Source organism: Paenibacillus caseinilyticus, from assembly GCF_027533645.1.
GTDB lineage: Bacteria > Bacillota > Bacilli > Paenibacillales > NBRC-103111 > Paenibacillus_G > Paenibacillus_G caseinilyticus.
Window position 1 is genome coordinate 283,763 of record NZ_JAQAGY010000003.1, and the last position, 14,166, is coordinate 297,928.

Genomic DNA, 14,166 nt, shown 5'->3' on the forward strand with positions numbered 1-14,166 from the left:
AAGAAACGCCCGTTCTATACGGACGCTTCTTTGGCTAACCTTTGTATTAATACGTAATCGTCACGATTCTTGTCGCATCGTTATACTTGACGTCGGCACCGAGCACCTCCGAGAGCAGCCGGACCGGAATCAGCGTCAACTCGTTCTCCAAGCGCGCGGGCGCACCTGTCGTGTACTCCTTGCCGTTGATCTCGTAAGCGCCCCGTCCGGTGAAGAACGTCACCGTCCGTCCGTTCTTCGTGTACACGGCCGCCTTACGGCTGTCGTCCCATGTCACCGTGGCGCCCAGCGCAGCGGACAAGTCGCGTACCCACAGGTACGACGAGCCGTCCAGCAGGAACGGCGCGCGCTTCATCGGGAAGCGGAGACCGTCCAGACTGTATTGGTCGTTGTCCAGCTTGAAGGTGACCACATGCTTGGCAGGTACCGGAAGCTGCGCCTGCTTCACATAAGCCGCCGCGTCGGAGTGAAGCTTAGTCTTGCCGATCCCGTCCGCCGGCTCCGTGCGGAAGCTCCACGACTTCTCCAGTACCGACGGCACTCCGTTACGGGACACGTTCAGCTTCACGTATGCCTTATACTCCATATCAGGCTGCAGCGGTGCGGCAGGAATCAGGATCGCCGCGTTCTTCAGGTGATCGTCATTGGCAGCTGAATTCTTCAGCAGCTCCACCTCGGCCCCAGAGGCGTCGGTCAGCTTCGCACCGGCCAGTTCCACGGCCGTAATATTCGCCCCGTCAGCCACAGCCATCAGCGGGTAGCCTACCGGGTATTTGGCTGCCGTGTGCATCCGGATCGGATCCGGGTCTTCATAGCCCTCGAAATTCACCGGCACGTAAGGATCCCCGGGAGCGGGCGATACGACGAGATTCAGGTCTCCCGTTTCATCGCCGAACCCGAACTCCATCACCACGTAATCCCCCACCATCTCGATGCCGAGATCCCGGGCGTCCGGATTCAGGAACGGGGAGCGGTGATAAGGGGCATCGAAGAGCGAGTCGATCGAATCGATCAGCGTGCCCGTATGGAACGAGACATCTTCGCCAATCCCTTTGTAATACCCGGCATAGACAGAACGCTCACCGGGCCCTTCGCCGATGAATCCGGGCAGGCCCGCCTGCTGCTTGTGCAGCGACAGGCCGCTGTTCGCCGCCTTATTGCCGGCCAGATACGAAGCATGCAGTTTGGCGGCCAGGGTCAGGTTCGCATTGAGCTTCAGCGGCTGCAGTCCGTATAAGATCCGGTAGTCGTTAATGGCCTGAAGCCCGTCCTGCTGGTTCTTCCCATAGTCCGCTTTGACCTCACTCACGGCATTCTCCGCCACCCGGAAGGTCCAGGAGCTATTGATCGCTTCATAGCCGTCGAACTGCAGCGTTACCTCAACGGTATGCTCTCCCGAAGCCAGCGGTTCGGACGGCGTATAGATGTAGCTCATCTCCTCCCCGTCCAGCGTGCCGGCGATCATCCGTCCGTCGACCTTCATGTTGAAGGCACTGAACCGCTGGGCGGCGTCGGTCTCGCCCACATCGAAGCCGATAACGGGCTTCTGGATCCCCACCGTTCCTTTGGGATAGGCGGCATAAGAGAACGAAGCCGCATCTACAGAAGGAGCAGGCAGCACCCACACCGTCATCGCAAGGGTCAGGCTCAGCAGCAGCTTGCCTGCCCGGTGATTCTTCATTCGGAACATGTCAGCAGTACCTCCATCGAGTAATAGTAGGATTGATTGATATAAATTCTGTGCGGTCTACCTACATGTACGAGTCCCGCCTACAAAAAGTTCTGCGCCCAGCGAAATTTCCCTGCCGGGTCCGGCTCTCCTGCCGCAAGCAATATCTGGGCCGCTTACCGGTTATGTATATACAGGTCCCGATCCAGAGTCCCGAGTCCCGGACAGGATGCAGGCTATCTGGTGCCCATACGGGGTTGACAAACCGGCCGTTCTGGATTACCTTTAATTCAAGATATATAGTATGATCGCAATGAGCAGGAGGCATCACCCCATGACAGAAGAACTGGACGAATCGCTGCATTTGTTCATCGTCTTATCCCGGGCCAGCGAATGGGTCATGGCTCATGCCCACCGGGATATCCGCCGGCACGGCCTCAACCCGACCGAGTACGGGGTGCTTGAGCTGCTGTATCACAAGGGGCCGCAGCCGCTTCAGCAGATCGGCAGCAAGATTCTCATGACGAGCGGCAACATTACCTATGTCGTCGACAAACTCGAGGACAAAGGGCTCGTGAAACGAAGACCCAGCGAAGAAGACCGCCGCGTTTCTTATGCCGAGATTACAAGTCTTGGGCGCTCGTTCCTGGACCAGGCGTTCCCTGCACACCGCGAAGCCATTGCAGATGCTGTATCCGCCCTCTCCGCGGAGGAGAAGAAGATCGCCATCGCCCTGCTTCGCAAGCTTGGTCTGGCCGCCCAGGAGCAGTTCAAATACGGAGGCGGGACAGGGGCCCCGAAGCCGTAGCAGGGGGGTGTCCCCGCCGGCTTCCCTGGCGGAAGCCGGATCTGTCCTGCCGGCTGGTGCTTTGCCAGTTATTTATCTTAGTTTTAAGAGATTAATCCGATATCTGAGGAGGAACAAGACTATGCAAATTCTCATCTATCCCCCATCCATGCAGGCCGCCGGAGCTTTCGACGGAGGCCGCATCACCGAGCGGAAGCCGATCGGGTTCCCCGGCGAAGGCTAGGTCGTCCGCCGCGTCGGCCCTCTCTTCTACTGGGCCTGGGCGCAGGCCCAAGAGGAAGGCTATATCGGCCTGCACCCGCACCAAGGCTTCGAGATTATGACCTATGTGCTCCAGGGCCGCGCCGAGCACGGCGATACGCTCGGCACCCGCAGCACGGTCGGCCCCGGAGGGGCGCAGATCATGCAGACGGGCTCGGGCGTCTCCCATGAGGAACGGTTCATCGGACCGGACATGGAGGCGTTCCAGATCTGGTTCGAGCCGGAGATCCAGGCCGCGCTGCGCAGGCAGCCTACCTACAGTCAGGTCGAGCACGAGGAGTTCCCGGCCGAGTCAAGGGAAGGCTATGTCCGTAAGACCGTCATTGGCGAAGGGTCGCCGGTAGAGCTCGTTACGGACGTGCTCATGTGGGATGTGGCGATCGAGCCCGGCGGCACCTACCGCCATACCATCGCCGCCGGCCGTACGCTGGCGGCCCTCGCCGTCCGCGGCGGCGGATCGGTGCATGCGGCAGACGTGCCCGGGAAGACGGACAGCTTCCGCGAGCAGGACTTCCTGCTGCTCTACTCGCATGAGGATGCGGAAGCGGTGATAGACTCTCCTGCAGATACCGGGCTGCGGCTGGTTCTGATCGAAGTGCCGTCGAGTGTGGACTATCCCCTGTATTCCAAACGCTGATCGCCGCCCGTTCCCCTACCGCTGAATCTCAGGGTAACCGGAGCCCCCTTCTGTAGGCCGGCCTCACGGCACAACAAACGCCCCCTATCCTGCCTTCTTGGCGGGACAGGGGGCGTTTGTTGTGATATGGAGCGCTGTAAAAGACTTTCTTACTTATCCAGCGTCCGGGAGCCGGCGCCGGGCTTGAACTTGTCTTTGCGGGCTTTGGTTACTTGGCCCCCCACTGGCAGCCCCGTCTCTTCCGGCTTGATCCCGGTATTGGCCTGCACGAGAATCTCATCGAACTTGTCGCTGTGCTCCTGCGTTACCTTCGCGCTCGAGGTCAAGAGCGTACCGATGATCGCCCCGAGGAAGCCGAGCGGGATCGAGACGATCCCCGGGTTCGCGTACGGGAAGAGCGGCGTGCCGACGAGGATCGCCTTGCCCGCTTCCGGCGCCCAGACGCTCGGCGAGAAGAAGACGAGCAGCAGGGCGGAGAGGAGGCCCGTGAGCATCCCGGCCACGGCGCCCGCCGTGTTGAAGCGGCGCCAGAAGATCGTGAAGAGAATGACCGGCAGGTTGGCGCTCGCCGCGATGGCGAAGGCTACGCTGACGAGGAACGCCACGTTGAGCTTCTGGGCGAACAGGGACAGGAGGATCGACAGGACCGCCACGCCCACCGAAGCATAGCGGGCCACTTTCACCTGCTCCTTCTCTGTCGCCTGCCCCTTGCGCAGGATGCTGCTGTAGAAGTCATGGGAGAACGCCGACGCGGCGGATAGTACGAGACCGGTAACAACCGCCAGAATGGTGGCAAAAGCTACAGCCGAGATGAAGGCGAAGAAAAAGTCGCCGCCGAGGGCTCTGGCCAGCAGCGGCGCCGCCATATTGCCGCCCTTATCCTGCGCGACGATGGCGTCATAGCCTACGAACGCCGCCGCGCCGAAGCCGAGGAAGATCGTCATGATGTAGAAAGCGCCGATCAGCCACGTGGCATAGACGACCGAGCTGCGTGCCGTCTTGGCGTCCTTCACCGTGAAGAAGCGGATGAGAATGTGGGGCAGCCCTGCGGTACCGAGGACCAGCGCCAGGTTCAGCGACAGCGTATCGAGCGGCACCTTGTACTTGTTGCCGGGATTCAGGAAGCTGTCCTGCAGAGGCGTGGCGTTCTTCATCGCTTCGAACATCGTGACGAGCGAGAAGTCGAACTTCGCGAATACGATCAGGGAGATGATGAACGTACCGGCCATGAGCAGCATCGCTTTCGTGATCTGGACCCAAGAAGTCGCCGTCATGCCGCCGAACACGACATAGACGGTCATCAGGACGCCTACGATAAGGACCGACACGGTATAGTCCAGGTTGAGCAGCAGCTTGATCAGGGAGCCTGCCCCGACGAGCTGCGCGATCATATAGAAGATCGATATCGCAATCGTATTGAGCGCCGCAATGCCGCGGACCCGCGAGTTATTGAACCGGGCGGCGATCATGTCGGCCATCGTGTATTTGCCGAGGTTGCGGAGCGGCTCGGCCACCAGATACAGTACCACCAGGTATGCCACGAGGAAGCCGATGCTGTAGAAGAAGCCGTCGAAGCCGGCCAAGGCGATCGTCCCCGCAATCCCAAGGAACGAAGCGGCAGACATATAATCGCCCGCAATAGCGAGGCCGTTCTGCCATCCGGTCAGACTTCCCCCGCCGGTGTAGAATTCGCTGGCGGTGTTCGTTTTCTTAGATGCATAGTATGTAATGATCAAGGTCAAGCCTACAATGCCGAGAAACAGCAAGAATGCGGTCGCGTTCATGGAATCCCTCCGTCAGCTATGAGTATATCGGTTCAGCCCTCTTCTCTCTTACACATGCTCCTCCCGGATCTCGTCGATCATGCGGTCGTAATCGGCGGCTTTGCGGGAGTACAGCATGCAGAGCGCCCACGTCATGATGAACTGCGAGAAGGCAAAAATCCATGCCCATGTGACCGGCCCGGCAGCAGGCTGGTTCAGCACCTTCGAATAGGAGGTAAGCAGGGGCAGCGTGAAATAATACGCCAGAAAAAACAGGCTCAGCGGCAGGAGAAACTTCTTCTTCCTTGCCATCAGAGCTTGGAACCGGGGGGTGCGGGCAATGTCCGCATAGCGCTTGACTTGGGCTTTCATAACATCTCCTCCGTTTCAAAATGGGCATTATTGGGTAGTAAGCGCTTTCAATTGTAATCATTCTTATTATATCGTTTCACCGCAGCGGCCGTCTAGGGGTAAAAAAATGCACAGCCCGGGGGCTGTGCACTAGGGACCCTGATCCCCGCTTAACTATACAGGCCAAGCTTCCTTGCGGTAAGCCATGTCCCAGAACATATACTCGTAGCGGCTGCTCGTCACAAAATGGCGTTTCATCCGTTCGCGGTCTCCCGCAGATGCCGTCTCCGCCAGCTCATCGAGCCTAGTGATCTGCTCCTCCACGAGCTCTCTGAACCAGTCGCCCCCGTAGGCGGCGATCCACTCACGGTAGATCGGTTCTTCGGGCGTGCAGCCGGCCAGCCGCTCGCCGATCTCGTAATACAGCCAGTAGCACGGCAGGATCGCCGCGACAATGTCGCCGAGCCCTCCCGCATAGGCGGCCCGCAGCATGTGCGAGGTATAGGCATAGGCGGTCGGTGCAGGTTCGAAGGCCGCGCGTTCCTCTTCGGTAATGCCCAGCTGCCCGGCGAATTTCTCGTGCAGCGACAGCTCCGCCCCGTACGTTCCCTGGGCGTGGACGGCCATCCGGTTCACGGTAAAGAGGTCGTCCGCCTTCGCGGCCCCCAGTGCTTGGACCCGGGCGAATTGGGACAAATAATACGCGTCATTGAGCACATAATGGCGGAAGGCATCGAGCGGCAGGGTGCCGTCGCCGATCCCCCGCACGAACGGATGATCGAAGCTGGCCTGCCAGCTGGCATCTGCGGCTTCCCGGAGTTCTTGCGAGAATGTCATGTGAATGTACCCTCCAATAGGCGGTAGTATAGTCTTGGCTATCCGGCTGCTCTGCAGAGGCAGCTCTCGGCTTTGGGTCCCGGTGGTCCTCCCGGCGGCAGCCCCGCCCGGCCCGTGGCTGCCCTCCGGCTAACGGACATCCGTGACCGACAGGAAGGGCAGATGACCGCCGAGCAGCAGTCCTGCGGTCCAGACCGCCACGGCGGCGGCCGCCAGGATGGCATCGCTTGCCGACCAGCCGATCACGTAGTAATAGGTTCGCCGGCTGTCCGAGGAGAAGCGCTTCGCCTCCATGGCGACCGCGATCCGCTGCGCACGCCGGATGCTCTGGGCGAGCAGCGGGATCGCATGCCGCTTGATCGAGTCGACCCATCCGCGGATTCCCTTGGCGCGCTTCACGCCCCGCACCTTCAGCGCCATCTGAAGCGCCTGATACTCGGAGACGACCATCGGCAGCAGCCGGAGCGCCGCCATGAAGCTGTAGGCATAGCGGGCCGGCAGCCGCGTCTGCTGCATCAGCGAATAGAACAGCCTCACGGGGCTCGTCGTCAAGCCGAACAGCAGCCCGAGCACCGCCATGTTGACGGTCTTGAGGCCGATATGCAGAGAACGGAAGAAGCTCTCCTCCGTGATATGAACCAGTCCCCACTGCAGCCAGGTCGTCTCTCCCTTGCCGAAGAAGAGCATCGAAGTCGAGGAGGAGACGAGCATGAGCAGGAAGGGCAGGGAGAGCAGCAGCAGCCGGCGCGCCGGCAGCCCCGTTGCCGTATAGAACAGAAGCAGATGCATCCAGGTCACGTGCAGGAGCACGTTAATGTTATGGGTGAAGAGAACCGCGAGGAACATCAGCACGGATAACCCGATCTTGAAGGCGGGGTTGGCCCGGTGCAGCCAGGTCTCGCGGAACGTCCAGGTCAGCGGCAAAGCGGTTCAGTCTCCTTTCCTGCAGAACGCCGTACGGAATGGGAGGCCCTGTAGGCTTCCGGAGATATCTCCGCCGTCAGGGCGCCTCCGCGCACCTCCCACACCCGCGTGGCGAACCGCGCTACAATCTCGGGATCGTGGGTCACCATCACGATGGCGCTTCCCCCTCTCCTCCACTCCTCCAACTTCTCCAGAAGGGCGAACGTGTTCGCCGCATCCTGGCCGAAGGTCGGCTCGTCGAGAAGCAGCAGCCGCCTCGCCTTGCCCGTGGCCGAGGCCACGCTGAGCCGGCGCTTCTGGCCGAGGGAGAGCTGGTAAGGATGCAGGTCCCCCTGCTGCTCGAGACCGTACCACTTCAGCAGCTCTTCCGATTGGGCCCGTACTTCGGCCTCCGGCAGCCCCTCCTGCCGGTAGGCCCAGGCCACCTCGTCGAAGACGGAGTGGGTCACGAACTGCAGCTCGGGGTTCTGGAACACATACGAGGCTTCGTCCCTTACCTCATCGAAGCCTCTAACGGAGCATGTGCCGAGCGTATAGCCGCCCTGCGTCGGGATCAGCTGCATCAGCGCCTGGAGCAGCGTGCTTTTGCCTGCCCCGTTCTCCCCCACGATGGCGATCCAGTCATCCGCGAACACGTCGGCCGCCGGCACCTGGATCTTCTGCTCCCGTCCATGGAATCCGCGGAACTCCCGGAGGCTCGCCAGAGGCTGGACTCCAGCGGCCCCGCGGAAGGCGGACACCCCTTGGCCGGGCAGCCTGCCCGGCTGCAGATCGTAATCCTCCCATACGCCAGGGTACCAGATGCCGTATTCGCGGAGCTCGCTGCGGTGCTCGCGGAATACGGTCTGCGGCGGCCCGTCGGCCAGGATGCGGGCATCCGGGCCGAACAGCACGACCCGGTCGACGAAGCCCGCCAGCTCCTCAATCTTGTGCTCGACGATCAGCACCGTCTTGTCCCGGGTCAGCTCCTTGACCGTCTCCCACACCTCGCCCGTCCCTTCAGGGTCGAGCAGGGATGTCGGTTCGTCAAGGAACCACACGTCCGGTTCGAGCGCAAGCAGCGAAGCGATCGCAAGCCTCTGCTTCATGCCGCCGGAGAGGGAGGCGATCGGCACGTGGATGTCTTCCAGATGCAGCCCGACCCGCTTCAGATATATGCGGATCCTCTCCTCCATCTCCTCCCGGGGAACCCGGAGATTCTCCAGCACGAAGGCCAGTTCCTCATCCACGAAGGGCATGCAGAACTGGGTTTCGGGGTCCTGGAACAGATAGCCCCATGCCTCTGGAATGAGAAGGCTGTCGGCCTTCATCGGCACTTCGATGGACTGCGGGATCAGGCCCGAGAACACCTGCAGCAGAGTGGACTTGCCGCATCCGCTTGGGCCCAGCAGCAGCACCTTTTGCCCGCGCGGCACCTCCAGGGTCAAATCTTCGAACAGCAGCGGGGCGCTGCCCGGGAATTTGAGCCGCAGCCCTCTGACGGCGGCCGCAGTCTCCCTAGGCTCCGGCACCCTTACGCTGCCGCCGTTCGCTATTTCATCCTGCATGCCGTTCATTAGAGCGTCTTCTTCCGGTCGAGGGCTTGATAATCGCGGGCGCTTGCCGGACGCACGAGCTGGGTCACTCCCGTTTTCTCCAGCGCCTTCACGATGACATAAGCCAGCGGGCCGGTCAGCAGGAACGCCCCGATGAGCCGGAAGACGATGTAGAGAGTGAGGTTCCAGGTCTCGAGCTCGGAGAGATACAATTTGAAGTAATCATAAACAATCGAGCCCAGTCCCGAGGCCACTCCGGCCAACCCGGCCACGAGGGCCGTATGGCGCTTATATCCGAAGGCAGCGAAGACCAGCTCGGCCAGCAGGCCCTGCACCAGTCCGTATGTGAAAGCCTCTACGCCGTATGCGGAGCCCATGATCATTTCCCCTGACGCAGCCGCAGCCTCCGCCAGGAAGGCTACGCCGGGCTTTCTCAGGATGAGGAAGGCCGCCGTACCGGCAATGAACCACATGCCGTAGCCGATCTGCTCGAGCTGAAAGCCCGGGAGCTTAAGCACGTTATATACTTCGTTCCATAACCGGTACACCACAGCAAACACTACGGCAATGACGACCGTGACGAGAATATCCGTGAGCTTCAGACCTTTTGACACGATGAATCCACTCCTTTAGAAGTATAATAATAGAAGAAGCTGAAGCGGCGATGCCGGAGCGGGTATGACAGCAGGGGCGCAAGCGGCGGCAAATAAATCAAAAAAGCCGCCCCCGATGCTCGGAAGCGGCCTTGTAAGCACATAAAAGATCAACAGCGTGCTACGCACTCCACTTCCCTACGCTGGTATCATCCAGATCAGGTTCAGAGGGTTTAGGATCTATTGATCCAATCTCAGCCTGTGCGGCTCCCCTAGTGACATTTCTCATCTTATCACGAAAGACCCATTTGTCAATGAGATTTCATCTTTCTGAATATTTAAAAAAGTACACGTACCCCCTAGCCTTCTCTACCTGATTCTGGTACACTAATTCTTGCTCGCTCTTCACGGATTCTGCACACGTCAGAGAGTACTTCATCAGGGACCGCGGCATCTAACATTGGAAGCGCTATCTTTAAAGAGAAAGAAGGAACGCGACGAATGAATGAAACCGTAACCGTACCGTTTGAATCTACTCCTCCTTTCCTGACAGGGCTCACCGCCGAGATGGTGTCGAACTGCTCCTACTGCACGATGATTTCCCCGGATCCCGCCTACCGCACGCCTGTATCCTGCACGAAGCTGTCGGGCTCTTGCTGTCCGATTCTCGTTAACCTGGCAACCTGCCTGACCTGCGGCGAGTACAAGAACACCTGCGGGACTGGCGTAACGTTCGACGTCTAAGAGATACAGAGCGCCGATACCGGCTGGCCGGACTTCTTCCTGCCGCCCCGACACGAGTCTTCACCGCTGCTGCTCCGCCACGGCCGCATCCGCAAGGCGCCGCCTGATCCGGAGCTCTATTCCGATATCATCCGAGTCCAGGCTCCACGCCACGATGCCAAGCCTCCACAGGGGGCTTTTCGTGCTGTCCGGACACGTTTCTTGGTTGATTTGTGGCCTCTCTTATGTCAAGATAAGCGTTAGATTCCGAATACTTACATTCAAAGAAACAGGTGAACCCAGAAGCATGAAGATATCGTTCTTTCGGCTGCTGACTGAGCTTTCGTCCCGCAAGTCGGTGTCGCAGCTCACCGGCGCCTTTGCCAAGTCCAGGGCCTCCCGCTCCCTCATTCCCCATTTTGCCAAAACATACGGCATTCCGGTAGAGGACGCGGAGAAGGCCGTCCATGAGTACGCCTCGCTCAACGACTTTTTTACCCGGCGCCTGAAGAGCGGCCTGCGGCCAGTAGATGCGTCGCCGCAGACCATGGTGTCCCCGGTCGATGCCCTGATTACCGGTATGGGCCCCATCCGGGAAGGATCCATCGTGAACGTGAAGGGACAGGACTACACGATCGAGGAACTGCTCAACCACAGTCCCCGGATGGTGAATTACAAGAACGGCTTCTATTATGTACTGTATCTCAGTCCGACCGACTACCACCGGATTCACTCGCCCGTGGACGGCACGATTATCGAGAAAGAGCATGTTCCGGGCAAAGTGTATCCGGTCAACGACTTTGGCCTGAAGCATATGCGGCGGGTCCTAAGCCGCAACGAACGCCTCATTACCTACGTGGAGCACGAGGGCGGCGAAGTGGCCGTCGTCAAGGTAGGCGCCCTCAATGTCTCCTCGATTCAATACGTCGCTCCGCTGCCCGACCTTCTCGAGCGCGGAGGAGAGCTTGCCTACTTCGAATTCGGCTCCACTGTGGTTCTGCTCACCGAGAGCGGGACGTTCGAGAGCCGCAGCGATCTGGCGGAAGGCAGCAAAGTCCGTATGGGCGAGAAGCTCGGCATCTTCAAGCGCCGGGAGTAGCCTCCTCTGCCCTGCGGCATGTCCCATCCTACCTCACCCGGCCGCAGGTCTTGCCTGCGGGGTGCGGCCTGTTTGTCTTCGCCCTGGCTTCACATGCGGTGCATGCGCGCCGAACTGACCGAGAGGAGCCCTGTCCATGCAGATCCAATCCGGGGCCGCCGCGGGCCCAGCCGCGAAACCGGCGCCCCAGCCGGATGTCCGGCCGACCTTATTCCGAATCTTGTTCGCTATCTCGCTCGTCCACTTGTTCAACGATACGATCCAATCGGTCATTCCCGCGATTCTGCCGATCATCAAGGACTCGATGAAACTCTCCTACATGCAGTCGGGGATCATCGTCTTCGCGCTGAATATGACCGCCTCCGTCATGCAGCCGGTCGTCGGCCTGTATTCCGACCGAAAGCCTATGCCGTATATGCTGCCCGTCGGGATGGGCCTTACCTTCCTCGGCGTGCTGGGGCTCGCTCTCGCCCCAAGCTATCCGCTCGTGCTGCTCTCCGTCCTGTTCATCGGCCTGGGCTCAGCCGTCTTCCATCCGGAAGGCTCCCGCGTCGCCTACATGGCCGGCGGCTCGCGCCGGGGACTGGCCCAGTCGATCTTCCAGGTCGGCGGCAATACCGGCCAATCGCTGGCATCGATCATGACGGCCCTGGTCTTCGTGCCGCTGGGGCAGTTCGGCGCGATCTGGTTTACGGCGGTAGCGGGCATTGCCATCGTCGTCCAGCTGTACATCTCCCGTTGGTACGCCGGGTACCTGTTGGCCCATCCGAGACCGGCCAAGTCGGCCGTGGCCCGGAAGATCGACCCTCTGCGGCGCAGGCAGATCTCGTTCGCCATCGGGATGCTGATCTTCCTAGTCTTCGCGAGATCCTGGTACCATGCGGGGATTACGATTTATTATCCGTTCTATCTTATGGAGAAGTTCAGCCTGACGCTCGAACGCGCCCAGCTCTACATCTTCCTGTTCACGGCCGCCGGCGTGCTCAGCACGTTCCTCGGAGGCCCGCTCTCCGACCGGATCGGCCGGCGCAACGTCATCTTCTTCTCCATGCTGGGCTCGGCGCCGCTGGCGCTCGTGCTGCCGTATGCCAATGAGTTCTGGACTTACGTCATTCTGCTCGTCAACGGATTCATCATCCTCTCGAGCTTCTCGGTCACCGTAGTCTACGCCCAGGAGCTCATCCCCGGCAAGGTCGGAATGGTCTCCGGCCTGATCACGGGGCTCGCCTTCGGGCTCGGCGCCCTCGGAGCAGTCGGGCTCGGCGGACTGATCGACCGGCTGCACCTGCCCTTCGTCATGCAGCTTGTGAGCTACCTGCCGCTGATCGGGCTGCTGACCTTCTTCCTGCCCCGGGACCGGACGCTGAAGGAATGGTCAGCCGAATCCGGCACTGCTTAGTCCGGCGCCTGCAAGACGTAAGCTCAGGCAGGCGGGCCGCTAGTACACAAAAAGCCGCGAAACGTGCGCATCCTGCGCTTCGTTTCGCGGCTTTTCCCTATGTCGCTGCGGCATCTGCTCGAGAGATAGCGACCGTCCCCGGAGCCTCACGGGGTCCGCAGGCCCATCGTCTCCTCGAGCACCCGGCCGAGCAGCACCCTCGGCTCCCCCTTCCGGCTGAGTTCTTCCACTTCCAGCCAGCGCCCTTGGGGGATTCGCAGGAAGGCAGCCACCACCTCCGGACAGAACTGCGTGCCGCAGCAGCGTTCGATCTCCGCTCTCGCCTCCGCATAGCCCCAGCCTTTGCGGTAAGGCCGGTCGGAGGTCATCGCGTCATAGCTGTCGCACAGGGCGAAGATCCGGGCGTACAGCGGAATCTCAATCTCGCGCAGCCCGTAGGGATACCCTCCCCCGTCCCAGCGTTCGTGATGATACCGGACGACATCCAGCGAAGGGCTCAAGAAGGCGATATGCTTCAGCATGCGATAGCCGATTTCGACATGGCTTTTCATGACCACCCACTCTTCCTCGGTCAGCTCCGCCGGCTTCAGGAGAATGGCATCCGGCACTCCGATCTTCCCGACGTCATGAAGCAGGGCGCCGCGAGCCAAATACCCCAGCTCCTTATCGGTCAGCCCCAGCTCCATTCCCAGCCGCAGGGCATACGATGTCACCCGGAAGGAATGGCCGTGTGTTTCGTTATCGCGTGAATCCAGCGCCGAAGACAGCGCCTGCAGCGACTCGTCATACGTCCGCTCGATCCGGCTCACCATATCGCGAAGTTCCCGGTTCTTGCGGTCGATCATGCCCGCGGAATTGCGGTACACATGATGAAGCGCCAGAAACAGGCCGAGCATACCGAGTACGATGATCGTCATCAAGATGCCCTCGAGCCAGCCGATCTGGCGGTTCTGCTCGCTGATATCCCGCTTTACTTCGATTATGCCTGCCACTTGGCCATCCTCCCGCTGGATTGGCATCCACAGGTGAAGGATATGACCGGCCAGACGCTCTTGCACCACTTGGGCATTCGTCGCCGCTTTCTCGAGGCTGCTCCGCATCGCTGCTTCGACCTCCAGCCCGATCGCCTCCTTGTTGTAAGAAAACACGATCCGGCCCGACGGATCATAGAAATTCGCGTCGAGGATAGAGTACAGGTCAAAGTGCATCCTGACCAGCGGCAGCATCCGGTCGTAGCTCTGCAGAAGGTCGGCTGAAGTCTCCAGCTTCCGCAGCCCCTCCGCCCCGGTGGGCTCCAGCTCTGTGCTCCCCGCCGTCGCCCCTGCAGGAGCTTCCGGGAAGATGGCCGCCAGCTGCGGCAGCTTCGCAAAATGCTTCACGATGGCCGCCCTCGTCAATTCAACGGTATATCTCGTAACGAAGCTGCTGCAACCCCATAGGGTTACTGCCGACAGCATCACGCCGATAAGGCAGACCGAGAATCCCAGCGTTATCGTAAACCTCCGGCAGGGCGTGAGCACATAGGAGGTGTTCTGGCCCATTTCCCTTTCCTCCGTTTCATGATGGA

At 60.5% G+C, this 14,166-nt stretch carries 12 protein-coding genes, 1 pseudogene and 1 riboswitch; of the genes and pseudogenes, 5 read left to right on the forward strand and 8 right to left on the reverse strand.

What is annotated here, in order from left to right; all coding sequences use genetic code 11:
- Positions 1–46 precede the first annotated feature (46 nt).
- A complete protein-coding gene (locus O9H32_RS06790) occupies positions 47–1,690 on the reverse strand; it encodes a stalk domain-containing protein (protein WP_269865156.1) in 1,644 nt (547 codons plus the stop codon).
- A gap of 313 nt (positions 1,691–2,003) precedes the next feature.
- Between O9H32_RS06790 and O9H32_RS06795 the strand changes: the two genes are divergently transcribed.
- On the forward strand, positions 2,004–2,477 hold the full coding sequence (locus O9H32_RS06795; protein WP_269865157.1) for a MarR family winged helix-turn-helix transcriptional regulator: 474 nt from the start codon (positions 2,004–2,006) through the stop codon (positions 2,475–2,477).
- 121 nt (positions 2,478–2,598) lie between these two features.
- Positions 2,599–3,375: pseudogene (locus O9H32_RS06800) on the forward strand (pirin family protein).
- Between the two features lie 149 nt (positions 3,376–3,524).
- On the opposite strand, the gene O9H32_RS06805 reads toward O9H32_RS06800, so the two are convergent.
- The 6 genes from O9H32_RS06805 to O9H32_RS06830 all read right to left on the reverse strand — a co-directional run bounded on the left by O9H32_RS06805 (position 3,525) and on the right by O9H32_RS06830 (position 9,399).
- Positions 3,525–5,159 (reverse strand): solute symporter family protein, encoded by a 1,635-nt coding sequence (locus O9H32_RS06805; protein WP_269865158.1) that lies wholly within the window; start codon positions 5,157–5,159, stop codon positions 3,525–3,527.
- A 48-nt stretch (positions 5,160–5,207) separates the two neighbouring features.
- Positions 5,208–5,510, reverse strand: coding sequence for a DUF485 domain-containing protein (locus tag O9H32_RS06810; RefSeq protein ID WP_269865159.1), 303 nt, complete (start codon positions 5,508–5,510; stop codon positions 5,208–5,210).
- Positions 5,511–5,663: 153 nt separating this feature from the next.
- The gene (gene tenA, locus O9H32_RS06815; protein ID WP_269865160.1) at positions 5,664–6,326 is read right to left on the reverse strand and encodes a thiaminase II; all 663 of its coding nucleotides are present in this window, start codon (positions 6,324–6,326) and stop codon (positions 5,664–5,666) included.
- Between the two features lie 129 nt (positions 6,327–6,455).
- A complete protein-coding gene (locus O9H32_RS06820) occupies positions 6,456–7,250 on the reverse strand; it encodes an energy-coupling factor transporter transmembrane component T family protein (RefSeq protein ID WP_269865161.1) in 795 nt (264 codons plus the stop codon).
- Positions 7,241–8,797, reverse strand: coding sequence for an ABC transporter ATP-binding protein (locus O9H32_RS06825; protein ID WP_269865402.1), 1,557 nt, complete (start codon positions 8,795–8,797; stop codon positions 7,241–7,243). The genes O9H32_RS06820 and O9H32_RS06825 overlap by 10 nt, the downstream gene beginning before the upstream one ends.
- An 8-nt stretch (positions 8,798–8,805) precedes the next feature.
- Positions 8,806–9,399 (reverse strand): ECF transporter S component, encoded by a 594-nt coding sequence (locus O9H32_RS06830; RefSeq protein ID WP_269865162.1) that lies wholly within the window; start codon positions 9,397–9,399, stop codon positions 8,806–8,808.
- Positions 9,400–9,556: 157 nt separating this feature from the next.
- Positions 9,557–9,662: riboswitch (TPP riboswitch) on the reverse strand.
- 217 nt (positions 9,663–9,879) lie between these two features.
- Between O9H32_RS06830 and O9H32_RS06835 the strand changes: the two genes are divergently transcribed.
- From O9H32_RS06835 to O9H32_RS06845, 3 genes are all read left to right on the forward strand, one after another.
- A complete protein-coding gene (locus tag O9H32_RS06835; protein WP_269865163.1) occupies positions 9,880–10,122 on the forward strand; it encodes a hypothetical protein in 243 nt (80 codons plus the stop codon).
- 286 nt (positions 10,123–10,408) lie between these two features.
- Positions 10,409–11,200 carry an archaetidylserine decarboxylase gene (gene asd, locus O9H32_RS06840; protein WP_269865164.1) on the forward strand — a complete coding sequence of 264 codons (792 nt, stop codon included), beginning with the start codon at positions 10,409–10,411 and terminating at the stop codon, positions 11,198–11,200.
- Between the two features lie 136 nt (positions 11,201–11,336).
- Positions 11,337–12,599, forward strand: coding sequence for an MFS transporter (locus tag O9H32_RS06845; protein ID WP_269865165.1), 1,263 nt, complete (start codon positions 11,337–11,339; stop codon positions 12,597–12,599).
- Positions 12,600–12,745: 146 nt separating this feature from the next.
- Here O9H32_RS06845 and O9H32_RS06850 read toward each other — a convergent pair whose 3' ends face one another.
- Positions 12,746–14,140 (reverse strand): HD-GYP domain-containing protein, encoded by a 1,395-nt coding sequence (locus tag O9H32_RS06850; protein WP_269865166.1) that lies wholly within the window; start codon positions 14,138–14,140, stop codon positions 12,746–12,748.
- Positions 14,141–14,166: the final 26 nt, after the last annotated feature.